Raw genomic sequence first — 25098 nt, forward strand, 5'->3', positions numbered from 1 at the left:
ACAGAATAACAGTTCATAGTAATACCTGGTTTTTACATGTAAGCGTGAGACTTGATGTTTTAAATTGGGTTGTCAAATTAAAATGAGAGGGATATGATTTTGATTTCTAAACATTTACTAAATTTAAAAGGAATTTCTTAAAAGACGAATCAAATATTTATTCCGACTCTATTTACCGCCCCATTAACTCCCGGTTTTAACGCTAATAGAAAACAAACGTCATATGGATGGAGATCAAATGTCAAAAAATAATATGACCACAATAAAGGTCAGCCCGCTTTGCGGGCTTGATGAGCAGGAGGCTATCATGTGCCTGGCTTATATCATTATGGGGACTCATAATTTCACCCCGGAAGAGATCAACAGTTATCAGGCTATGGCCAGAAAGTTTTGCAGCGCTGAACTCGATCTGATGAAATGTCAGGATAAGTTTCACGATATGCTCAGAGATCACAAGAATGAAAAAATTATTAAAGACTGTATTCAGGTAATACGGGAAAAATACCGGGAAACAGTGTTCGCCTGGTTGGTAGACGGAGTTGCTGCCGACGATCATTACACCTACGATGAGGAGGACTATATTATATTGATTCGCGATGAAATAGGTATGTCAAAAGAACGTGCCAACCTGATCATGGATGTCATGACCATTAAGAATAAAAAATACAAGAGTCTAAGTCGGAAAGAATCTTAAAGACATACGACTTTCACTAATCAAAGGATTTTCAAGGAACGTATATGTAATTTTCTACATGGGTCTTCAGGGGGTGTTCTTCCACACTTTTATATGTTCTATTTTGTATTCAGCCGGAAGACTGTGAGGGTCTATTTCCTGTCCGGCAAAAGTTCCTCCTACTGCAAGATTGATCAACAGATAAAAAGGTTGGTCAAAGGGCCAGGTATCCTTGTTCTTTACTTCTGGGGCATAGGTGTATACCGGGGTATTATCCACATAAAAGCGAATGGCTTCAGAAGTCCAGGACATTTTATAATCATGGAAACCTTTTTCAATGTTCTCAAAAGGAGTGGTTTTGCTGCTGGCATTGTCACCATGGGTAGCGGTGGTGTGCAGGGTGGTGAATATTTCACCGGGATTGCGTCCTACGTATTCCATGATATCGATCTCTCCGCAGGCCGGCCAACCCACCTGGTCTATATTAGAACCTAACATCCAGAATGCCGGCCACAATCCTTTTCCGGGAGGAATATCGGCACGAATTTCCACGGTGCCATATTGAATTTCAAACTTTCCTTTGGTATTGATCCTTGTGGAGGTGTAGAGCGTATCTTCCTTCCGGGCAGTAATTATTAACTTCCCGTCTTCAAGTCGGTGGTTGTTATCGGTGTAGGTTTGACGTTCATTATTGCCCCATCCGCAAATGGTAGGACAACCATCGCCTGTTACGATATTCCAGAGCTCCGGGTTCAGGGTAGTACCCTCAAATTCTTCAGTGAGCATCAATTCCTCGTTTTGACACGAACTCAAATAAAAGCTGAATAAAAGTATGAACGGTAAATATCTCATAATCAATATTTTCAAATAAAATGCTGCACCATAATGGCACAGCATTTTAAAACTAATTCACCTATGAACTATTGGTAAACTCTTATATAATCGATTTCCATGCTGCCTGATGAGAATGATTCATCGATAGTGCCTCCCAGGTTGCCTCCCATGGCAATATTCAGCAGGAGATAGAAGTCCTGGTTATAGGGAAGCTCACTGCTGTTGGGTGATTCAAAGAAAAGGTTGCCGTCTACAAAGAAGTCCATTCCGTTTTCATCCCAATTCAGGCTGTATATATGGTATTCTGTAGAGACGTTGGAAACATCTGTCCAGTAATATCGTGCATTGCCAGCGTGGTAAAATTCATCGTGGGTGGCTGCTGAAACGCGACCGGGGTCATTGCCGGTATGTTCCATAATGTCGATCTCGCCGCATTTTGGCCATCCCACCTGGTCAATATTCGATCCTAACATCCAGATGGCCGGCCAGGTGCCGCCTCCTTCAGGAAGTTTGGCACGTACTTCAACACGGCCATAGGTAAATGCAAACTTGTTCTTAGTGGTGATTCTTGCCGAGGTATAGTTATACCCATTTCGTGCTTCTGCCTTTGCGGTTATCTTAAGAACATCATCTTCCACAATAATGTTATCGGGTTCATTGGTATACCATTGTTGCTCGCCATTGCCCCAACCGCATATACCTTGGTCACAGCCATCACCTAACTCGAAATTCCAAAACTCGGGGTCAGGAGCGCCTTCTTGTTCAAATTCCTGAGCCCATACCAGGTCCGGATCAACAAATACCGAAACGGTTATTTCCCTGCTCAAAGAAGTGTTTCCTTCTCCCAGGGCGGTTACGGTTACCGAATAGGTTCCGGTAGCACCGAAGGTTATCGTAGTGGCGCCATCAGGGGCATTCACCTCCTGGTTGTTAAAGGCGTATTGATAATCTAAAGCATTAGTTGCACTGGCTTCGAAGTGAACGATACCACTTCCATTTCCTTCAGGATCAGTATTCTCTCCTACAATTTGAAACGATACTTGCAGGTTGGTAGGAGGGGTGTCCTTTTCATCGATCGCCGGTTCACTATCTCCTGAGCAGGAGTACTGCAACAGGGAGAGGAACAGCATAACCGACAAGGTTTGGAATATCTTTTGCATTTTTCCTTTTTTAGTCATATTCATTGATATCATCAAGAAAAAACTCCTTCATAGCCGGGATGGGCAGGTGAAGGAGTTCTTGATATTGGATAAGTAAATCCTGTATTCTTTAAGTTTTACAGAATCACTTGGGTTATTTAACCTCCTTGGCATCTACTCCTGAACCGGCATCGGTAGCAATAAGGATGAACCACCAGTCAAATTCACCATTTCCATCGGTGGTCTTTACCAGCATTTCGTTCGCGTCACGTTCAAAGATCTGGTATACATGGTCACCTCCGGTATAGTATCCGAAGAAACCAATTCCGTTAAGAATTAGCACTTCGGTTCCATTAACTTCACTAAGCGCCCAGTTCTCGGTATAATCTCCAAACTGGTAGTTGATGATATCGGCACCTTCTTCTTCACCTCCTGAACCACCAAGTTCATCGATAAGGTTCACACGACCAAACACATCTCCATTGGTAACATGGGTAAATGTTCCGTCTGCGTTAAAGGTATAACGGTCATCATACATGCCACGTCCTTCTTTTTCATTAGCACCGGCACCATACCACTCAGTTGGGATCTGGCCACCCACCGGTCCGAGACCAAAGTGTCCCGGAGCCTCAGCCTTGATTCTCCATTCACGTGAACCATCGGCATAAAGCATGTCCAATAGATCCTGAGGAGGCTCATAGGTGAAGAGGATCTCTAAAGGCATATTTTTACTGGTAGATAAACCTCCCTGGCCGCTGGCAACTACATTGAGATTATAGGTCTTTAAACCGGTAGAGGTAACCCCGAAAGAGGCTTCGCCTCCTGAGGTGGCTTTAGTAACCCCGTTCAATGTGATCTGATAGGTCACGGCATTGCTGGCCATGGCCTTTACATATACCATACCACTTCCATCTCCGTAAGGATTCGCGTCATCTGCGCCAACAATTTCAACCGCTACTTCCAGGTTACCCGGAGCGTTAATGGGGTCGAGAGTGGCACGATCTTCATGGCACGATACCAGTACTATGGCTAAAAGCCATAGTACAGACATCGATCTTATAAATTTTTGCATAATCAATCGTTTATTATTGAATAACTTCTATATCATCAAAATAGTACACCTCTTCAGCACCATTGGTTCCGAAATCAGGGAAAATGACTATTCTGCTATACTCAGCGGCCGGATCAAAAGCTCCTGCGCTCATATCAAACGTCAGGGTTTCCCAACCATTGGCAACTGTTGTTAGAACAGGTAATTCTACTGCAATATCAGCGTTTTCTGCGTTCTCCAATTTAAGCAGGATATTAGCTCCAACCTTAGGGGACCAAACTTTTACGCTGACAACAGTTGATGTGCTAAAGTCTATAGCTCCTCTTAAAGCTTCTGAAGCAACACCACCCCAAACTTCAGCACCTGCGGTTTTAGTAAGCTGCAGAACAGTTGCGCTGGTATTTTCTCCTGATTGGTCAGGATTGGCAATAACAGCAGGCTCTACGCCTCCAAATGGGTACCAGATGTTATTAACTCCTGTTTCTTCAAAGGTCATCGGTAAAGACTGTGATTGAAGTCCTACCTGGAAGTCGTCGAAGTAGAAGGTTTCGCCTTGTCCTGCAGTACCAAAGTCTCCGAATATTACAACCCCGTCGTAAGAATTGTTTGGATCAAATCCATCGAAAGTACTCATATCAAATGCAAGCGCTTCCCACTGACCGGCCTTGGTAGTAGTTGCGAATACCTCAGCAAATACGTTTGATGGATCTGCACTGCTCTCGATCTTCAGAAGGATCGGAACACCTGCTCTTGGAGACCATACATTTACTGTAATTACGTTTCCATCAGCAAAGTTGATAGGCTCTTCCATTGGAAGGACGGCTCCTGACCATACTTCAGCACCTTCCGGTTTTTGAAGCTCAAGAACATTTTCACTTGGGTTCGCCTGGCTCATATCAGGATTCGCTACGATATTAGCAAGACCTTCTGCACCGCCAAATGCGATCCACTCATAAGTAAGAGCCGGATTTTCGAAATCAAGTGGGAACGAAAGGGTTTCAGGAACAGAAATGCTAACATTAAGAACAACAGTCGCTTCAGCAGTACCCGATCCGGCACCTCTTGCAACCACCTTCACTGTATAAGCACCTTCTGCCGGGTAAGAATAAAGTGCAGTTACACCATCCATAACCGTAGTCATGATAGGCGCACCGTTTTCATCTTCAACACCCCAGTAGATATCAAACGCAGCTGCGTTCTCTGCAGTAGGGGTTACTTTGGCGGTAAGGTTGGTAGTCTGAATATCCAATACAAGGTTTTCAGGCTTGCTGAAAGAAATGTCTACAACCTTAGTGAGCTCACTGGTCAATCCGCTGATGCCTATTGCAACAACCTTCATTTCGTAAGATCCTTCGGCATACACGTGATCTGCACTCTCCCCCGGAGCAACCTGCACAGCAGTTTCATCTTCTACATCTCCAAAAAAGATCTCGAACATGGTGGCGCCTTCAGCCGAAGGGGTTACAGTTACAGTACCGCTATCGTCCTGAGCAATATCAAAAGCAATAGCAACGTTGGTCGGTGCTGAAACATCCTGGAATGCATAGGATGTTTCTTCCTTCTCACAAGACGAAACCAAAACTAGGGCCGTCAGGGAGAACATATAAATTAATAGATTTTTGAGCGTTTTCATATATAGGTAAATTTGTGTTTAATTAATAGCCTGGGTTTTGTGGCCAACGGTTACCCGCTAACTCGATCTCTACAGAAGGAATAGGGAACAATTCGTGCTTTCCGGCCTGGAAACCTGGGATGGTTTGAGCGGCTCTTCCGGTACGAACAAGGTCAAAGAAACGGTGTCCTTCTCCCATGAGTTCTAATCTTCTTTCATCATAGATAGCATTGGTAAGGGCGTTCCCCGAAAGGGTAACATCAGCCAAACCTGCTCTGCTTCTCACCTGGTTCAGGTATTCTCTTGCCTGCGCATCTCCTAAACCACCGCGGTTAATAGCTTCTGCAGCCATCAACAGTACATCGGCATAACGAATGGCACGATAGTTTGCCGGGTTGTTAAGGTTAGGGTCACCCGTATTCAGGTCATCCTGTCTTGGGATATACTTACGGTTAAAGAATCCTGTTTGCTCATATCCGGCAGCTTCATTGTAAACAGATCCGGTAGCCTCGTTCCACGTAACGATATTAAGAATGGAAAGATCTCTTCTGACATCGTTTTCGGCATAGGCGTCATAAGCCTCTTGTGTTGGAACACTGAAACTGAATCCTGAATCGAAATGGAACCCTGAATAGCCTCTTGGCCCCTGGAATCCAACAGCAACGTTACCTTCTACACACTGCAAGCATCCAAATCCTGCACCTTGTGTATCGGTGTACTGTACTTCAAAAACAGACTCTGATCCATTTTCTCCCCTTCGCTCAAAAAGCATTTCATAAGCTTCATTAGGAAGGGTTTCATAGATACCTACTTGTGTAATGTCTGCTCCTACCGGTTGGGTAAGTGCATACTGACCGCTATTGATCACCTCCTGAAGTACCGTAGCAGCTTCAGAGAACTTATCCTGATAGAGGTATACTTTTCCAAGAAGCGCTAAGGCAGCTCCTTTTGTAGCTCTACCAATCTGTCCGTTAGCTGGAGCGTAATCCAATACGCTTGCTGCATAGATAAGGTCTGCTTCGATCTGAGCATACACTTCGGCTTTAGGTGTGCGCTCTACATTTTGCTCATCACCGAACTGGAATCGTTTATCTACCGCTAAAGGCACATCTCCGAACCATTTTACAAGGTCAAAGTAGTAATACGCTCTCAGGAAGGTAGCCTCTGCAAGGATGGTCTCCTTACCCGGAAAGTCGATATTGTCTTTAAACTCAAGGATATAATTCGCACGATTTACACCTGCAAAAGTCCATGACCAGATATCACGTAATTGCTGATTCACGGGAGTATGGATCATATCATCGATCTCCTGGATCCCGATAACGTCGGTAGCACTCTCGCCCCCGGCAAGGGTGTTATCTGAAGCGATCTCACCTACCATATTTTTCAGGTATCCCGCTTGCAAAAGGTCATAGGCAGCTACCAGACCCTCGTAATACTCCTCTTCAGTAGTAAAAAAGCTCTCTGAGTTCTTGTCGAACGAATCCACGTCCACAAAGTCGTCTGTACAGGCCACAGTAGTTACCGCAGCAAGACAGATCATCAACATGTATTTTAAAGTGTTGTATTTCATCATCAGAGTTTTTAAAATTTAAAGTTTAAGCCCAGTAAATAGGTGCGTGGCACAGGATAGAATCCCTGGTCAATACCTCCACCAATAGGAGCTCCACTGGAAGCACTCGGATCATAACCGCGGTACTCGGTAAAGGTATACAGGTTGTTCGCCGAAAGATAAATACGGAATTGGTCGATACCTACATTTGCCATAGTATCCGGATCAAAGGTGTATCCAAGCTGCACATTCTGAATTCTAATAAAAGACCCATCTTCTACATAGTAATCAGAGAACAGAATACTTGAAGTAGCACCGGTGGTCACTCTTGGGTCGGTATTTGTTGATCCCGGTCCTGTCCAACGGTTTAGTACATAGTTCATACGGTTCACCCCGGGAATAGCACGCTCGTAGTTACGAACGATCTCATTTCCGACAGATCCGAAGGTGTAAGCGCTAAAGTCAAAGTTCTTATAGTTGAACCCAAGGTTAAAACCTAAAGTTGCATCAGGGATGGGGTTACCGATATCTGTACGGTCAGTCTCATCAATAACACCGTCTCCGTTGGTGTCTACAAATCTTAACTCACCGGGAGCAGCATTTACCTGCGTGGCGTGAGCATCAACTTCTTCCTGGGTCTGGAAAACACCATCGGTCTCATATCCGTAGAAATACCCCAGGGGTTTACCGTCTTCCATTCTCGAAGGGAAGTCCTGACCTACACCAAAACCTCCTCCGGGAATAAATCCTACTCCGTTGTTTACAGAAAGCACTTCGTTTCTAAGGAAGGTCATGTTATAGCTGATGTTATAGCTGAAGTCATCAGAAGGGTTGTCAGACCATCCAAGAACAAATTCGAAACCTTCGTTCTCTACGGTACCGGCATTTACTATAGGTAATCCGGCACCAGGAGCGGCTGCTCCAAGAATTCCGGATACCGGCGGACTTACCAGGAGGTTCTCTGTAGTCTTTTTAAAGTAATCTGCAGTTACGTTCAAACGGCTGTCGAACATACGCATGTCCATACCAATATCGAGGGTCTTTTGCTCTTCCCACTGTATTAGCGGGTTTGCAAGTATACCTGCAGCAGCACCTAACTCAAGTGATTCGTCATTGAAATCTCCCGTAATAGAAGGACCACTGAATACATATTCCCCTTCACCGTTAAGTAAAGATCGGAATGCGTTAGCCGGAATTCGGTCGTTACCAACGATACCGTAACTTCCTCTGAATTTCAGGAAGGTTACTGTACTGCCTTCTCCGAAGAAATCCTCTTCACTAACTACCCAACCTACAGATCCGGAAGGGAAGTATCCAAAACGATTCTCAGGTCCGAATTTGGTAGAACCATCACGTCTTATCAGTGCAGAGAATAAGTATTTATTCTGGTAGTTGTACTGCGCTCTTGCAAAGTAAGAAAGCAGTCTTTCGTCGAATTTATCTCCACCATTACGGTAAACATCTTCAACCTCTTCTGCTACATCTACGCTCGCCTCCAGCCATTCATTAGTCGGCAAACGGTTTCCTCTGAATCCGCCAAGGTCTCCGCGGGTTCTGAACACAGACATACCTAAAGTCGCTTTAACATTGTGGTCTCCGAAATCCTTGTCATAGTTAAGGAATGAATCCCAGGTGTAATCTTTATAGATATCGAAATTCTCAAAAACAGAGTTGTTGGTTCTGTTAAAGGTCTTACCGACCCCGTAAGAAACGATAGGCTCGAAGAACTTACCGTCTACTTCAGCATAGTTAAACTGAAGGCTGGATTCTGCTGAAAAACCATCTAAGAACTCATAACGTGCTCCTATCTTACCACTGATACGATCTACAGCAGTCTTGTTATAGGTGTTTTCCATTTGCGCCAACGGGTTAATGATCTCCTGCCCCAAACCGTCAGCCGTGGTAAATGTGCCATCCGGATTTCTCGGAGCAAATGTTGGGGCGTTATTCAACGCGTTAAAGAGCACAGAGCCCAGGGCATTTTCAGGAAGTGTTCTTCTGTTGGTGCCGGTATAAAGTACGTTGGTGGTTATCTTCAGATTTTCGATGGGGTCAATGTTGTAGTTGGCCCTTAGCGTAGTTCTGTTGAAGTTAGATTTATCTCCCCCCACGATACCATCCTGAGTCAGGTAAGATACCCCGAAAGAGTAACGGGATTTTTCTGTACCTCCTGTCATGGTCAGGTTGTGATTAAAGATGGGTGCTTTGGTGAATACCTCATCCTGCCAGTCGGTTCCTACTCCAAGATCTCTGATATTTGGGAAGGGGAGAGAGGATCCTCCTGCTGCCGCGGCTTCATTGGTGATCACCGCATATTCCGTAGCGTTCAGTACAGGGAGCTTTCTGCTGGTTTCCTGGAAACCGCCGTAGGCATCGTAGCTAAATTTCAGGGCAGTATTCTTTTTACCGGTCTTGGTAGTGATCAGAATAACCCCGTTGGCAGCACGTACCCCATAAATACCGGCAGTAGCATCTTTCAGGACTGTCATCGATTCAATATCTCCCGGGTTCAATACCGAAAGGTCTTCAATAACGTTCCCATCTACAAGAATCAGGGGTCTGTTATCTCCGTTGGTTGAGATACCTCTGATCCTGATGTTGGAGGCAGCACCCGGAGATCCCGAGGTGGTGGTGACCTGCACCCCGGCAACCTGCCCCTGGAGGGCCTGTTCTACCCGCTGCGGATTCACCGCTTCAATAGATTCGGCGTTAATGGCAGTAACTGCACCGGTTAGTTCTTTTTTGGTTTGTGTACCGTACCCCACAACCACGACCTCATCAAGAGCCTGGGTGTCGGTTAAAAGGTCAATGTTTAACACAGTAGCATCTCCTACCGTGATCTCCTGGGTTCTGAATCCGATGTAGGAAACAACCAGTGTTGAGCCCCTGGGGACTCCACTTAAAATAAAGTTTCCGTCAAAATCGGTACTCGTACCCCGAGTTGTGTTCTTAATGGTGATGTTGGCACCGGGAATGGGAATCCCCGTTTCTGCTTCTCTCACCGTACCGCTCAGATCGACTTCCTGAGCCATCAGGAATCCCGAAAAGAGGAAAATAGTGAAGAATATTAGTCTAGCGTTCATAGAAATGATTTTGTCCTATAAAACTATGTAGGAATGATATCATATTCTCAGAATTGACCTCAACAAAATTCATACATCACAAATATTACAATGTTAAATTCCGATTTCATCAACGAAAACCTTGTAATTGCCTTTGTGGTAAAGGAATTTGGCGTGGTCAACACTCACTGTCTAAGGAAGATTTTAACTACACGTATAGGCGTTTTTACACTTTTGTATAGGTGATGTATAGGTGTTTTTCCTCCAAGTTGAGGTTTTAAATAGAGAGGATGTATTCGGTAAGGCGTTCTTCGTGGGCCAGATCCATCTTTTTACGCAAACGATATCGCTTGATCTCGACACTTCTGGCAGAAATGTTCAGTAGTGGGGCGATCTCTTTAGATGATAAATTCAATCGAAGGTAGGCGCATAAGCGAAGATCGTTGGATGTTAAATTAGGGTGACGGTCTTTAACCTTCTTCAGAAAGTCCTTATCTGCATTGTTAAAGGCGTCTTTAAACAGGTTCCAGTTGTCCTCTTCATTGATGTCCTTGTTGATGCTGGTAATAATGGATCTTACTTTCTTTTCGGGATTACCGTTGAGGTTTTTAAGGTTGTCGCGTATCTCGATCAGGAATTCATTCTTCTTAATGATATTCATGGTAGAGGCGGCCAATTCTCTGCTCTTACTGCTTACATCCTGTCGCAGTTTTTCATTTCTGAGTTTGGTGAGTTCCTGCTCTTTCTCCAGCTGCTCAAGCCTGTGTTTTTCTTCAGCCTTTTTCAATAAGCCCTCCTGCTTTAGCTGATAATGTCTTTTGTATTGTTGATTGATCAAAAATCCAAGCAATACCAGGAGTATCAGATAGCACGCGATTGCGATCCTGGAGAAATACCAGGGTGGGAGGATCCTGAATTGATACTCCGCTGTATTCCCGGTCATTTGATTCCCTATTTTTCCTCGTACCTTAAAAGTGTAATTTCCAAAAGGCAGATTCTCGAATTTCACATTAGGTTGGGTGCTCCAGGAAGACCATTCTTTATGAATGCCACTGAGCATATATTGATATTGATTGTCTGCATATTTTTTATAACCCGGAATGGCATAGGAAAAAGAGATCTGATTGCTCTTATACGGCAGTGGAGATGGGTTGTTTAAATGCATGCCGAAAGACGCTGTCTGGTCGCGGGTCGACCGTGATACCTCAGTTAGGCCGATGCTGTATTGGCCTGAGTCTGTAATGGAGGTATTAAATACCACATACCCGTCTTTACTGGCTATTAAATATTGATTTTGGTCTAAGGCATTGATATGTTCATACCCCCCAATGGCGCGTATCTCTTCATAGGGAATGGGTATTTTTTTTATCTGCGGGCTTTCAGTTAATGCTCCGTCTGATATCTGAATAAGGTTTTCTCGTGTAAACAACCACAAGCGTCCAAAACGGTCGTTGATCATTTTTCCTGAGACATACTGACCGTTGTTAAAGAGGTTTGATAGAAGGTCGCTTTTTTCGAATCCGTTCTCAGCATCAGGGCAAAATTTGTAGATGCCCTCCTGGTTGGCATAATAGATATCATGGTCAAATTTTGTTAAACCCGAATTCTTCCCCTTTGCCGGTTCGGTGAGCTTCTCTGCTTTGATCACCTTGGTCAGAGTGGCATCCAGATCGAGTTTATAGAGCCCTTTATATTCATGGCTCATGAAAATTTTTAGGTCATCAGTGATCTCAAAATGTTTGGAAGAAATAGTAAAACCGGTTATGGGCCGGCTGTAGTTCCAGGTATCATTAGACTTCTCAAGAAGATGAAATCCGTTGTAATTTCCCTGAATGATGCGGTTGGGTTGGCCGGGAACTGATCTGAAATCCCATGTGCCCGGTACCTGAGAGATCTTAACAGCCTTGGTGCCTTCTATGATAAACGAACCGGAATCATGCCCGCAGAACAGGGTGTTGTCGTAATAAAATAAGGCCCAAACCTGCGATTTTGTACCCTCGATCAATTGAAAAGAATTTTCACCATCTCTTTGATAAAACAGGCCCTGATTTGTTCCCAGGTAAAGAATATCATTAACCTTTATGGAGGTGTATACGGTGCCAAGCTTTCCGTTAGGTTCAATATAGCGTTTAAATGGGGCCGGCAGGTTGATGCAATTTATCCCGTTATCCATGGCGGTCCATAAGTTGCCCCGTTCGTCCTCAAATAATGACAGTACTGTGTTGTTGCTGAGTCCTGTGCTTTGATCCAGGTGTAAGCTAACTTCAAGGTCGTTGTTGAGTATAATGGTTCCCTGTGCAATGGTACCCAGGGCGATCATGCCGTTCTGTAATCTTTTGGCACTATAAATGCCGGGTTCATTACCCACTTCAGGAATGATCACTTTTTCTATCCCGTTTACCTTATCCCAATTGTAAATTCCGTTTTGTTGGGTTAGAATGAAAAGGGTGTCACCTCTTTTAATAATTTGCGCGATCCTGGAATTCTTGATCACCGGATCGGTGATCACCGGAATAGCACGGCCTTGTTCCAGTTTCATCAGGCCTTCACCCATAGCATGAAAAAAGATGTCATTGTCAAGCTTGATCATTTTGGTTATAGAAAAGCCATCGGTAACAGCCTGTATACTTTGATCTTTTGTGTTATAACTTAAAATGCGGTTGAGGGATTGAAAAAGGATAAAATCTTCCTGAACGGCAATATTCCAGAATTGCTCATCTTCAATAAGCAGGTCTTTATAGGAGTCAGAGAGGGAAGTGTATGCTAACTGTCCGTCGGTTTGAGTTTCCCAATAGCCAAATTCCATATAACAACCTGTAAAGATCTTATCGTCAATGACCTTTACTGACCGCATAATACTGTTATTGGGAGAAGGATAGGTAGACCACTGTGCCCCGTTATAGGTTAGTAAACCATCATTATTAGCAAAGTACATCCAACCGTTCTCATCCTGATCGATCATCCAGTTTTGATTACCGGCCTTGTATTGTGCCGGACTGTAGCGGTTTACGGGTGGTATTTCCTGGGCGTTCACTTGAAAAGTAAGACAGGAGAATAAAAAGAGCAGGCCGGTGATCAAATACTTAGAGGGCATAACGCGGGTAATTACTTCTTGGCCCTAAATATATGAAAATTGATGTTTTAAGAGTTTTATGACATAACGGTTTACAATAAACATTAATCAGAAGAGTCCTTTAATGAAATCAAAACTCATTCCCACGATGATAACATCAGAACTGGCACGTGGAGGCAGAAACCTGGAATCATTTAATCGACCCTGTATATATACCGAAAACAGCTCTCCAAAGTAATAGTTCATCCCCGCGTAGAATTGGAGTAAGCGGTAATCTCCGTTGTAATAGGTGTCGTCTTTAATTTCCCATTGGGCATTTAATCCACCCTCGATCTTGATCCTGGGAGTCAAGGTGTAGCGGTTGAGAAACTCTACCCCATACACCGGAAAGGATATAATATTATCTTCCTCTATGACTCTGTAAACATCTTCAATATACGCCATGGTTAGAGCAGAGTACAACCGTGAGTCCTGGTATTGATACCCAATGATCAGGTTGTGTGATGAGGCTTTGTCATTTCCGAGAACTTCGATAAACCGACTGGGTATATTGGCCATATTCCACCCAACACCTACATTCCAATTTCTATTGAACCTGTAATTCACAGCGGCTCCGTAGTTGGTGTTGGTGCCAAATAACTGGGTTTGGAGAGAGAAGTACAGTTTCCGGAAGTTGTTTCTGTAAACTACGGCCACATCGGCTCTTCCCGTTCCCTTCCAACCACCATCGGTATTGCCTGCATACACATCAACTCCGCTGCTTCCGAAAACCGTGAAGGCATCGGTGAACCCGGCAATATCGTAATAAGCCCCCCATTGCTTTCCAAAGCTTATTGAACCGAGTTCCCGGTGTTCAATGCCCAGAAACGCTAATCGCTGGGTAAAAGGGTCAGGGACCTGAAATGGAGAACTGGCAAATTCTGCCTTACTGTTGGCGTTGTTGTTAAACCGTGTTCCCTGTGCCAGGTTAAGTCCGTATTCCAGGCGGGCAAAAACCCTGGTTTTTTTTCCGACATTCCTGAAAAAGGAGGTTCCAAACCTGGGAACGTTTTCACCCAATTCGAAGGTGTTTGAAAAGTATGACACATGCGCTTGCAGGTGTACGTTGATGGCAATAGAATCGACCAGCCTGTTCTTTCTTCGTATAGAATCCAATATCTCTCGTTGAACTCCCAAAGAATCCTGCATTTTGTCTTGTTGTGCATTTGCCTTGCCAAAAAAGACAAGGACAACGAAAACACAAACCAGTCTGCATCGAAAAATGAAATCCATCGATTTCTGATTAAGTTGAGTGGTTTATTCAAAGATATGAACTAAAAACACTGAAAATGAACAAATTAAATCTAATACTTTCAAAACAAATAGGTATTTTTATATAGCAATGTTCCATCTACTCCCTTTGATACTTAGTACTTCTTTGCCGTATACCTGAATCCAAATATTTTTTTAAAGACTTTTATAATCACTGTTGATTATGCGGAAGAAATACATGTACAGGCTTTTTCTTGTTCTGATATTCATGGTGTGGTGCCCGCTTAGAGGGCAGGATACCCATTACTGGACCAATCAATTCGGTACCCGGTCTGCCTTGATGTCCGGAGCCGTGGTTGGCGGTATTTTTGACAATACCATGATATACTACAATCCTGGTGCCCTGGGCTTTTTAGAAAATACATCCATCACGGTAAATGCAAATGCTTATCGATTCGAAACCATCGTTATTGAAAATGCCCTGGGCCAACAAGCCGATTTCAAAAGTAAAAAAATCGGTTCACTGCCCTTGTTGGCCGGAGGAATGATCAACCTGAAGAACCGGAGGCTGAAGATCGGGTATGGGTTTTTGTCGCCGGTTGATTTTGACTTTAAGGGAATAGCGAGAACGGAAGGGGTTGCAGAGGTATTAAATAACATTGATAGTCCCGGGGAAGAGGAATATGTGGGTGAAACTTCTATTTCGAGTAGTTTGAAAGAATTGATGGTCATTCTTGGGGGAGGATATAAGATCAGTGATCATTTTTCTGTGGGACTAAGCAATATCGTTACCGCTCGGGTGCGGAGCTATAGCAGGTCCTGGTCTGCTTATGTCTTTGCAAACAATCCGGAATTGCGTTTAGTAGGGCGTGATGCAGCACAGAATGTCGAATATTTTAATTTTCGTTACAGTGTAAAGCTGGGGATGTTTTATGTTCGCGGACCATGGCGTTGGGGTCTTACGCTGACCAGCCCATCTATCAATTTGGGGGGGGAGGGTACCACTGCTTCGAAGGTAGCTCTGCGCAATGCTGTCATAGAAGGACGTGATGAGCGTATTACCGGTCTTGGCACAGCCCGTCAAAAGCTGACATCCACTTTTAAATCGCCGTTTTCGGCAGCATTGGGGGTAAATTACCGAGATGAACACTTTGGGTTTGGGGTAGCGGTACAGTATTATGATGCCATTGATATTTACAATGTGTTAGACCCTAAACCCGGAACCTTTATAAGACCCGCAGAGTTGGCACCGGCCCTTGACGGCCAATTTGCCCTTTCAACACCGGAAGGTGCTAAATCTGTATTCAACGTGGCGTTAGGATACGAGCATTTCCTGAACGAAAGATTGACCTTGTATCTCAGTGGTCGTACCGATAATTCTTTTTTTAATGCTCAAACCAATCGAATGGGCGGTATAGAAACCTCTATAAGCAGCTGGGACCTCTATCATTTAACCGGTGGTATGACGCTTAGAAAAGGTGGGAGTCAAATCAGTTTTGGACTGCTGTTCTCCGGAGGGGCCGACGATTCCTATATACAACAGGGAAATATTTCCATTCCTACTGAAAAGAACCTTTTGCGAGATACTTTTTATATCACAAAGGCAGAATACTCTTCCTGGGGTTTTTTAATCGGGTTCACCTATTCATTTCTAAATGCAGAAAAGAAAGAAGAGGCTAAGTAGATGCGATTTCGAATCGTTCTATGATTCTCCCATTAATATTAAGCTATCGTGAAATAGCAGAAAATCTTGTTGTCAGGCAAAACTCTTTATTGTAATATTGCAATCAATAAATAGTGTTGGGGGTAATACCGGTATTAAGAGTGGGTGGAGGTTAATATACTTCGTTTAATTTCACAATCTTCCTTCAATATTCAACCATTAAAAACCACATACATTACGTTCCGGCTCTATAATTTTTGAGTTTATGGGTATTTCAAAAACAGAGATCTTCACCGAAGAACAAAACATGCTGGCAAAGTTTGCCAAAGTATTAGGGCACCCGGCCAGAATTGCTATTTTAGAGTATTTATTTAAAAGAGAAACCTGCGTTTGCGGCGACCTGGTGGGAGAGATCGGCCTGGCTCAGCCCACTATTTCCCAGCATCTTAAAGAATTAAAGCAGCTCGGCCTCATCAAGGGTACCATTGAAGGCACCAGTGTGTGCTATTGTGTAGATAAGGTGGCCTGGGCAACAATGAAGCGTGCCTTGAACAGCTTCCTGAATCACGATGTACAAAACCCTGAATGCTGTTAAAACCTATATATAAATACCATGATGCTTTTTGAAACATTGGAGAAATATGTTGAAAGCCTGAACCTGGCTTCAGTTCCCGAACCCCGTCAATCTATTCTTCTTGGGTTGAAGTCAGCCATCGAAAAAATGCTGAAAGAGAAGGGAGAAGTGAATCTCAATTTTATATGTACTCACAATTCCAGACGGAGTCACCTGTCTCAGGTATGGGCCCAGGTAGCGGCCTATCATTTCGGCTTCGGACAAAATGTAAGGTGTTATTCCGGGGGTACAGAAGCCACAGCCCTGTATCCGGCAGTGGCTGAAACCCTGAAAGCATCCGGTTTTGAGATCGAACAATTAAGTGCCGATAAGAACCCGGTTTATGCTATTAAATATGGGCCTACTCAACCGGCAGTTATCGGATTTTCCAAGGCCTATGGCCACAGTTTTAATCCGTCTTCTGATTTTATTGCGGTAATGACCTGTAATCATGCCGATGAGGGGTGCCCTGTAGTATTGGGGGCCACCTCAAGAGTAGCTCTTACCTATGACGACCCGAAGTATTTTGATGAAACCCCCGAAAAGATAGCTAAGTATAAGGAACGAAGTGAGCAGATAGCCACTGAATTGTTCTGGGTTTTCAATGAACTTAAATCTGAGATGGAAATATGAGTACCAAAAAATTAAGCTTTTTAGACCGAAACCTGACCCTGTGGATCTTTTTGGCCATGGCTATAGGAGTAGGTCTGGGTTATTTTATACCCTCAGTGCCTGAGCTTATTCAACAATTCGGAACAGGCTCTACCAACTACCTCCTGGCTGTGGGTTTGATCCTCATGATGTATCCACCCCTTGCAAAGGTTAATTATAAACTACTTCCCAAGGTTTTTAAAGATGTAAAGATCCTTTCCATTTCTCTTGTTTTGAATTGGATCATCGGACCGATTCTCATGTTTGTGCTGGCCCTGATCTTTCTCCAGGATCATCCGGAATATATGGTTGGGCTAATTCTGATCGGCTTGGCAAGATGTATTGCCATGGTATTGGTTTGGAATGACCTTGCTGAAGGCAGCAGTGAATATGGGGCCGGGTTGGTTGCGTTGAACAGTATTTTCCAGGTATTTGCCTATAGTTTTTACGCCTGGTTGTTTATAACCAAATTGCCACCCTTATTCGGTTACGAAGGCGCTATTGTTGATATTTCCATTGCTACCATAGCAGAGAGTGTGGCCATTTACCTCGGTATTCCTTTTGTGATGGGAGTATTGAGCAGAACCATCCTTGTTCCGCTAAAGGGAGAAACCTGGTATACTGAGAAATTCATACCTGCCATTTCGCCCATAACACTCATCTCTTTGTTATTTACGATCATTTTGATGTTCTCCTTAAAGGGAGAGCTGATCGTAGAATTGCCCGGAGACGTCCTGGTGATAGCCATTCCGCTTTTAGTCTATTTTACGGTAATGTTCCTAATTGGGTTCTTTGTGAGTAAGGTCATGGGTGCCGAATATGACAAAAATGCTTCTATAGCCTTTACAGCGGCAGGTAATAATTTTGAACTGGCTATTGCCGTGGCTATCGGGGTGTTCGGGCTGAACAGCGGACAAGCATTTGTCGGGGTGATTGGGCCTTTGGTAGAGGTGCCGGCCTTGATCTTATTGGTGCGGGTGGCATTTTGGTTGAAGAAAAAATATTACGATAAGCCTAAGATGGCCGCTACAGCAGAATAATCTTTTGTAACTACGAAGGCAGAGCTAAAATAATATAAAGCCGTTTTCAAAACCCCAAGGTCGCTGGTTTGAGTTCAGCTCGCGCTGCTGGCCAAAACAAGGTATTTGCGAGGTAAGAAGCCTTGGTTGATTCCAAAAATGACCCCGGAGACAACATGGATCAAGTAAATACAGGCTATTTCAGTATTTCTTCCCCTTCCCATTATTCTGCCTGATGATGTGCGTTTAAGATTAAAGTCACCAAAAAAATATTTTCAAAAATCATATTTTTTATGATTTCCCGGAAGGAAAACATAAAAACAGCTCGTTTATCCGGTCAGAGAGGGGGCAATACACGCGCTTGTTTATTTAATATGTATAGATATTGATCTTCTAATGCTGTTGTTCCTGATAAAAGAAGCACATGACTGCTGCATCCAGGAACAGACCTATTTTATAGTATTTTTTAGGCCGAAGGGTTACTACACCTAGAAATCAACTACTTGTGTCGCAAATAATACCCTTATCTACCATTAATTTCAATTTAATAAGTAAATTACTAGGTAAATAGTAAATGTTAACCTCTCAATTCTTACCCTATTTTTTAAAAATTTATACGTCATGAAATCAGTCATTTATTTTTTGATAACCAGTGTGTTTATCCTTGTATCTTGTAAAGATTCATCAGAGAAAAAGCAAGGCTTGTCCTCGGAATCTAATGAATTACAACAAACCATATTTTTTGGAGGCGACATAATCACCATGGAGGGAGATGAACCCCAATATGTAGAGGCCCTAGTACAGCAAGACGGGAAGATCGTTTACGTTGGTGATAAGGAGGGGGCTATGAAACAATATGGAGGAAAAGCAAAGGAGATCGATCTTAAGGGGCAAACCCTTGTTCCCGGTTTTGTGGATGGACACGCTCACTTTGCCAATTTCGGAGGTCAGGCCGTTTGTGCTAATCTTCTGGCTGAGCCTGACGGTAAGGTAAATACCATTGATGATCTGGTTGCCGCCCTGAAAACGTGGTATGAAGAGAACGGTACTGAGAAAACAGATGGTTGGATCGTAGGGATTGGATATGACGATGCCGTATTGAAAGAAGGGCGGCATCCCACGAAGGAGGATCTTGACAAGGTTTCCACAGAACTACCGGTTATGGCCACCCATATTAGCGGTCATTTTAGTGCTGTAAACACGAAAGGCCTGGAAATGATCGGTTACGATGCTACTACAAAGGATCCTGCCGGTGGCGTAATTCGTCGAATGGAAGGTTCTCAGGAACCCAATGGGGTACTTGAGGAGTTGGCCTCAATACCTCCCATGTTAAAGGTATTAAGTCCGACTGAGCAGAAATGGGTTGATTATTATCTTGATAAGGGGCAGGAAATGGCTTTTAGTTATGGCTACACCACTGCACAGGAAGGAAGAGCAATGACTAACCATGAGCAACTGGCTGATTACGCTGAACGCGGAAAGATGAAACTGGATGTTGTTTCCTATGTTGATTATTCCTATCCTCAGTACCTGCACTCGGCATGGAACAGCCGTGACTATAAGAACCACTATAGAATAGGAGGGATAAAGCTTACCCTTGATGGATCTCCTCAGGGGAGAACTGCCTGGAGAACCGAGCCCTACCTGATACCTCCAGACGGACAGAAAGAAGGGTATAGTGGCTATCCGGCCATTCCTGATGATGAGGATGTGATGGCTATAGTCGATACAGCTTTTGCCAATAACTGGCAACTTCTTATACATTGCAATGCCGATGCGTCGGCTGATCAGTTGTTCAGGGCTATGAACAAGGCCGTAAAGCAGTATGGAAATGAAGATAGGAGAACCACTCTCATACACGGACAACTTATCCGGATGGACCAGCTAGACAGCTTAAAAAAATACGACATGGTCGGATCCTTTTTTCCTATGCATACATTCTACTGGGGAGATTGGTACAAACAAATTATCGGCCCGGAAAAGGCCCAGCAAATAAGCCCAATTAAATCTGCATTGAATATGGGAATTCCCGTGACAAGTCACACGGATGCTCCTGTAGCCCTCCCAAATCTGATGATGATCATGCATACTACCGTAAACCGGGTAAGTCGTTCCGGTACCGTAATGGGACCCGATGAAAGGTTAACTCCCTATGAAGCTTTAAAGTCCATTACCATTTGGGGGGCCTGGCAACATTTTGAGGAAGAGCGAAAAGGAACTCTATCGGAAGGTAAATTAGCAGATCTGGTCATTTTGGATAAAAATCCACTTAAGGTAGATCCGATGACCTTAAAAGATATCAAGGTAGTTGAAACTATAAAGGAAGGGAAGTCGGTTTACCGGATGCCTTCACAAAAGATGGCTTTCAAATAGGTTATTACAGGGAGTCCTTAGGCAACATGAAATCATTTATGGATATATTCCAATTGTAAAAAGGGGAGTAGCAAGCGGGCAACGGGCTGAAGCTTGTTGCTTTTACCCAATATCCCCCTTAGCTTCTATCTGACCTGAAGCAATCATATGTTGCATCTTAAACATTTGGCATGGGCGTTTTTACCACATTTTTATCACCAAACCTTGCTTAGATTAGTTCGGCAGGATAAGGCGGCTGATTCAATACTAATAATTGAAAGTCAGACAGATTAAATATCTATTAACCCGAAAATGGCCACTACGTCTAAATAACCTGCCGTAACTACGAAGGCTTAGCTAAATCAATAAAGCCTCTTCCCTGATAGCATCGGGGAAGAGGCTTTTCTGTATATCACAAATGATGACCTGTGATGTAAGGGTAAAGGGTGCTTAGTTTTTACTCACCACTCACCACTCACCACTCACCACTCACCACTCACCATTCATCATTCACCATTCATCATTCATCATCCAATTCAGGCCTCAGCTTTCTTGCGCAGCTTTTTATTCTTTGCCTTTAGTGCTTTTAATTGGTCTTCCAGTTTTTCAATGAGATCATCGGTTTTATAGCTTGCATCGGCTAACAAGGAATTCAGGCGGTCATCAAAGGTTTGTTTGTTAGTAGAAAGCGAACTTGCCACCGTATTGCGCCATTCCTGTGACTTATTAACAAGAGAGTCTTTTAAATGGCCGGCTTCATTGTATATATTATCCTTGGCAGCATTACTGCTCTCAACAATTCTTCTACGAGTTTCACTGCCTTTCTCCGGTGCAAACAACATACCGATTCCTACACCCAGTAGCGTGCCAAACAGAAGGGCACCAATAGTTCTTTCCTGACTCATAATTCGTGATAATTTTTTTAATGATTTATTTCATGGATAAATTTAAAACATTAAAAATCAAAAAGTTATGATTTTGGTCATAAGTTCGTATTAATTCCAAAATGGGCAAAGGAGCGAAGAAGTAAAGGAGCTGAGGTGCTAAAATGGCATTAGGCCAAAAGGGAAACTTCTTACCTGCCTTTTGAGAACTGAGAACCCGACCCTCAAATACATGCTCGTTCCTGTTTACAGGAGTTTGCCGCGTCGGGCTTCACCCGTCTCGCAAAGACGATCAATTCAAACCTATCTCTTAAACCTTCTTACGTCAGGCAGGCTCGTCCCTGAAACTCGTCCCTGAAACTCGTCCCTGAAACTCGTCCCTCAAACTCTTATCTCAAAAAGCTTCCCCAATTCTGAAATAGATACCCCAATCGCCATCACCAACTGCGGCGTCAAGGCCAATATTCATATGACTTTTTTCAAAGGCGGTAAACCTGAAGCCGGTGCCAATTCCCGGGTATAAGCGCCAGTTTTGACTTTCTTCCAAAGAACCGTAAAGGGTGGCCAGCCCTAAAAAGCCCACCCATCCGATCCTGGAATTCGCAAAGTTCTTACGGTATTCACCCTGAAGGGCAAACTTCCCATCACCCCGAAACTCTCCCAGGGAATATCCACGAATATCTTTCTGTCCGATCACTTCCTGTTGTTCAAAATCAATACTTCCCAAACCGGCTTGCACTGTACCGCGCAGGGCCAGAATATCACGATTATTTGACATGCCCAGGTAGCGATTGAATTCCAGATTGATCTTGTTCGCAGGGGCATCGTTGGACAGCCATTCCGGATAATTGATCCATTTGAAACGCATCAGGTAACCCGCACCCGGATAGTAAATGTTCTTCCTGGTGTCTGATAGGAGGATAAGGCTGATCCCGTTATTAGTATTGTCTGTGGGGTCGCTAACCTCATCCTCAAAAACCGTTTGTGCAACGGTGTGGGTATAGGCAACCCCGCCATAGAGAGAATGATAAATTCTGCGTTGCAGCCCGGCATGAGCTACCTTAAAACTTGTAGCAAAATCATAGAGCCCGGGGGGGATGTCGATTCCTTCCATGTAGGTCTGAGAGTTTTGATCGCCGGTACCCAGAAAGAAAGAAGCCCGCCAGCGATCCTCCTTAAAGAAGAGTCGGGAGAAGGCAAAGGTAAAAGACGATCCGTTGGTGGTAAAAGCTATCAATGCCCCGGCCATAGAATTTGGTGAAATGGTATCCTTTTTACTTAAGGGGAACATCACCATGGGCATAAGACCTCCTTCAAATTTCAGATTCCTGCTGTAATTAACATAGGGTAGAGGGAGAAACTTCGCCTTTTTATCAGCTGTCTTTTTCTCGGTTTGAGCATGACTTTGAGACAGACCGCATAGGAAGACCAAAAACAGGATGTAAACTTTCATAATTGATAATTCGCATGGTTACCACCATAGGAAGTATCAAGAAGTTGCAAAACGGCCTGATCAGGGATTAAAAACGGTGGTAACATCTCAGGGTAATGGGAGATGATGCCGATCCTTAAATTTACTTAATTGATCTACACCAACAGGGTATCTCGCTAAAAATAATTAGATCTGTTTCATCAAAACCTATGAACGTTCCATACAATGCTATGAGATTGTACCTGCCTGAAGAATTTTTAAGGAAAAAGGTCGTCGGTATGAAGGAGGGTTAATTTCAGGCAGCATTCCTGTTTTCTTCCGCTTTTTCTTTGGTAGTGGTGGTCTTCTCACCCATTTGTTTAATAAAAAGTAATAAACCAAAAATGGCTAAAGCAATAAAAAGGTGGTATACTATTACAGGCATATAGAGTTATATTTTTACAATGCAAAACTCTGAAAATCATCACATATATCAATATTTATGTTTTATATAATAAGCATAAGAGATTTTTATGTAATGAGGTTTGAACTTTTCCGGGGGAGGAGAGAAAACAGAAGGCATTGGTTTGATACGAACCTCATCTTCGTTGATGAAATGAAACTTTCAACGATATTAGGAGTCTGAAGATCATTGAATTGCATACATTTAAGGTGTAGATAATGAGGATAGTATTTCCTTAAATGAAAAAATATACCTGTTACTTTTCAGTACTTTTCTTACTGAGCTTCTCCTGTGTTTTCGGCCAGGATACGCATTACTGGACCAATCAATTCGGAACCCGTTCTGCATTGATGTCGGGTGCGGTGGTTGGTGGTGCGAGAGATAATACCATGATCTATTACAATCCGGCGGCTTTGGTATTTATGAAGAATACCTCTGTTTCGGTAAATGCCAATGCTTATAATGTTCAAAACATAAAGATTGAAAATGCTTTGGGTGAGCAGGCCGATTATCTGAGTAATCAAACCAATTCTGTTCCTTTACTGGCAGGCGGACTAATCAGAATGAAGAGTGAAAAGGTAAAGGTAGGGTATGGCATCATGGCCCCTGTTGATTTTAGTTTTAAGGGAATTGCACGTGTTGATAGTAATATCGATGTGATCAATGAGGCTGAAAGTCCCGGGGAGGAAGAGCTGGTGGGTGAATCCAGTGTCTCTACCGACCTCAGGGAATTGGCATTTATTTTAAGCAGTTCGACGGCCTTGAGTGAAAAATGGTCTGTAGGGGTTACCAGTCTCTTTGTTTTCAGATCTCATGTATACAATCGCAGCCTGAATGCCTATGTATTTCCCAATAACCCGAATTACGATCTGATCGGGGGTAATTTGCTTGAGAATGTTGATTACTATAATTTACGATATGTTCTGAAGCTGGGGCTTCTTTACAGAACGGAGCCGTGGAGTTTTGGCCTTACCTTTAGTGCGCCTTCTCTTAATCTTTTCGGAAGGGGTACAACAGCTGCCAATATCGCCGCCCGAAACCTGAGGTTTAACTCCATGCCTGATCGGATTTCAGGAGTGGCTACCGACCGACAGTCAAAACTTAAAACACGGTTCCGATCACCCTGGTCTGCAGCCCTTGGAATCAACTACCGGGGCGAGCGTTCGGGCATAGGGGTTGCTGCTGAATATTTTGGTGGGGTAGATGTCTATACGATCATGCAGCCTGCAGCCAATTCTTTTGTGCGCCCTGAAAGCCTGGCTCCCGAACTGGGAAGCGATCTGTTTTTAAATACTCCGGCCGGAGCTTCTCCGGTTTTTAATGTGGCAGCAGGATATGAATACTTTTTGAACGAGCGGTGGACCCTCTATTTAAGTGCCCGAAACAATATGTCGAATTTTAATCCTGATGTGAATAGAGCTCCCGGGATAAGAACAACATTGAGTAGTTGGGATATTTATCATCTTACCTCCGGATTTACCATCAATAATGAGCGAACCAGCATTAGTCTTGGAATTCTTTTAAGCAGCGGCCGGGATGATGAATATGAGCAGCAGGGTAATCTTGCCCAGGTTCGCGAAAGTGACCTCGTAAAAGGAACGGTAACCATTACCGAGGCGAAATACTTTACCGCGGGAATTCTCTTCGGATTCACCTATTTCTTTGATCGTTTGCAGTTTGAGAAAAGAGAAAGATAGTTATGCAGTCCTGCCTGCCGGAAGGCAGGTATGCGGTTATGCAATTATACGGGTAAAGCTGAAAAGGTAATTACAAAAAACAGCAAAAGTGCTGTGCG

The 25098-nt window shown here is 43.6% G+C and carries 18 protein-coding genes; 7 read left to right on the forward strand and 11 right to left on the reverse strand.

All coding sequences use genetic code 11. From position 1 onward, the window contains the following. Positions 1 to 223 precede the first annotated feature (223 nt). Positions 224 to 694 (forward strand): tellurite resistance TerB family protein, encoded by a 471-nt coding sequence (locus E7Z59_RS05155; RefSeq protein WP_136335207.1) that lies wholly within the window; start codon positions 224 to 226, stop codon positions 692 to 694. 66 nt (positions 695 to 760) lie between these two features. Here the strand turns inward: E7Z59_RS05155 and E7Z59_RS05160 are convergent, their stop codons facing one another. The 8 genes from E7Z59_RS05160 to E7Z59_RS05195 all read right to left on the reverse strand — a co-directional run bounded on the left by E7Z59_RS05160 (position 761) and on the right by E7Z59_RS05195 (position 14268). Beyond that, the gene (locus E7Z59_RS05160) at positions 761 to 1525 is read right to left on the reverse strand and encodes a glycoside hydrolase family 16 protein (RefSeq protein ID WP_136335208.1); all 765 of its coding nucleotides are present in this window, start codon (positions 1523 to 1525) and stop codon (positions 761 to 763) included. A 68-nt stretch (positions 1526 to 1593) separates the two neighbouring features. Then, positions 1594 to 2667: a family 16 glycosylhydrolase gene (locus E7Z59_RS05165; RefSeq protein ID WP_168731243.1), complete on the reverse strand. Its 1074-nt coding sequence runs from the start codon at positions 2665 to 2667 to the stop codon at positions 1594 to 1596. 133 nt (positions 2668 to 2800) lie between these two features. After that, positions 2801 to 3718, reverse strand: coding sequence for a glucan endo-1,3-beta-D-glucosidase (locus tag E7Z59_RS05170; RefSeq protein ID WP_136335210.1), 918 nt, complete (start codon positions 3716 to 3718; stop codon positions 2801 to 2803). Positions 3719 to 3731: 13 nt separating this feature from the next. Continuing rightward, the gene (locus E7Z59_RS05175) at positions 3732 to 5330 is read right to left on the reverse strand and encodes a hypothetical protein (protein WP_136335211.1); all 1599 of its coding nucleotides are present in this window, start codon (positions 5328 to 5330) and stop codon (positions 3732 to 3734) included. A 22-nt stretch (positions 5331 to 5352) separates the two neighbouring features. Continuing rightward, entirely contained in the window at positions 5353 to 6885 is a 1533-nt protein-coding gene (locus tag E7Z59_RS05180) for a RagB/SusD family nutrient uptake outer membrane protein (RefSeq protein ID WP_136335212.1), read from the reverse strand. An 8-nt stretch (positions 6886 to 6893) separates the two neighbouring features. Beyond that, entirely contained in the window at positions 6894 to 9944 is a 3051-nt protein-coding gene (locus E7Z59_RS05185; RefSeq protein WP_136335213.1) for a SusC/RagA family TonB-linked outer membrane protein, read from the reverse strand. A gap of 256 nt (positions 9945 to 10200) precedes the next feature. Next, positions 10201 to 13017 (reverse strand): helix-turn-helix and ligand-binding sensor domain-containing protein, encoded by a 2817-nt coding sequence (locus tag E7Z59_RS05190; protein ID WP_136335214.1) that lies wholly within the window; start codon positions 13015 to 13017, stop codon positions 10201 to 10203. Positions 13018 to 13104: 87 nt separating this feature from the next. After that, entirely contained in the window at positions 13105 to 14268 is a 1164-nt protein-coding gene (locus E7Z59_RS05195; protein WP_136335215.1) for a porin, read from the reverse strand. A 202-nt stretch (positions 14269 to 14470) separates the two neighbouring features. Here E7Z59_RS05195 and E7Z59_RS05200 point away from each other — a divergent pair, with 202 nt between their 5' ends. The 5 genes from E7Z59_RS05200 (at position 14471) to E7Z59_RS05220 (ending at position 20566) form a co-directional block, all read left to right on the forward strand. After that, the gene (locus E7Z59_RS05200; protein WP_136335216.1) at positions 14471 to 15931 is read left to right on the forward strand and encodes an OmpP1/FadL family transporter; all 1461 of its coding nucleotides are present in this window, start codon (positions 14471 to 14473) and stop codon (positions 15929 to 15931) included. Positions 15932 to 16175: 244 nt separating this feature from the next. Further along, on the forward strand, positions 16176 to 16505 hold the full coding sequence (locus tag E7Z59_RS05205; RefSeq protein ID WP_136335217.1) for an ArsR/SmtB family transcription factor: 330 nt from the start codon (positions 16176 to 16178) through the stop codon (positions 16503 to 16505). Positions 16506 to 16523: 18 nt separating this feature from the next. Beyond that, entirely contained in the window at positions 16524 to 17156 is a 633-nt protein-coding gene (locus tag E7Z59_RS05210) for an arsenate-mycothiol transferase ArsC (RefSeq protein ID WP_136335218.1), read from the forward strand. After that, positions 17153 to 18214 (forward strand): ACR3 family arsenite efflux transporter, encoded by a 1062-nt coding sequence (gene arsB / locus E7Z59_RS05215; protein ID WP_136335219.1) that lies wholly within the window; start codon positions 17153 to 17155, stop codon positions 18212 to 18214. Before E7Z59_RS05210 ends, arsB begins: the two co-directional genes overlap by 4 nt. Positions 18215 to 18814: 600 nt before the next feature. Continuing rightward, the gene (locus tag E7Z59_RS05220) at positions 18815 to 20566 is read left to right on the forward strand and encodes an amidohydrolase (RefSeq protein WP_136335220.1); all 1752 of its coding nucleotides are present in this window, start codon (positions 18815 to 18817) and stop codon (positions 20564 to 20566) included. 515 nt (positions 20567 to 21081) lie between these two features. Here E7Z59_RS05220 and E7Z59_RS05225 read toward each other — a convergent pair. The 3 genes from E7Z59_RS05225 to E7Z59_RS15475 all read right to left on the reverse strand — a co-directional run bounded on the left by E7Z59_RS05225 (position 21082) and on the right by E7Z59_RS15475 (position 23285). Continuing rightward, positions 21082 to 21450 (reverse strand): YtxH domain-containing protein, encoded by a 369-nt coding sequence (locus E7Z59_RS05225; protein WP_136335221.1) that lies wholly within the window; start codon positions 21448 to 21450, stop codon positions 21082 to 21084. 373 nt (positions 21451 to 21823) lie between these two features. Beyond that, positions 21824 to 22882 (reverse strand): BamA/TamA family outer membrane protein, encoded by a 1059-nt coding sequence (locus tag E7Z59_RS05230; protein WP_136335222.1) that lies wholly within the window; start codon positions 22880 to 22882, stop codon positions 21824 to 21826. A 274-nt stretch (positions 22883 to 23156) separates the two neighbouring features. Continuing rightward, a complete protein-coding gene (locus E7Z59_RS15475; protein ID WP_262708817.1) occupies positions 23157 to 23285 on the reverse strand; it encodes a hypothetical protein in 129 nt (42 codons plus the stop codon). A gap of 257 nt (positions 23286 to 23542) precedes the next feature. Between E7Z59_RS15475 and E7Z59_RS05235 the strand changes: the two genes are divergently transcribed. Beyond that, positions 23543 to 25000 carry an OmpP1/FadL family transporter gene (locus E7Z59_RS05235; protein ID WP_136335223.1) on the forward strand — a complete coding sequence of 486 codons (1458 nt, stop codon included), beginning with the start codon at positions 23543 to 23545 and terminating at the stop codon, positions 24998 to 25000. The last annotated feature ends 98 nt before the right edge of the window (positions 25001 to 25098 follow it).

Origin of the sequence: Robertkochia marina (genome assembly GCF_004799345.1) — a bacterium.
Classification (GTDB): domain Bacteria; phylum Bacteroidota; class Bacteroidia; order Flavobacteriales; family Flavobacteriaceae; genus Robertkochia; species Robertkochia marina.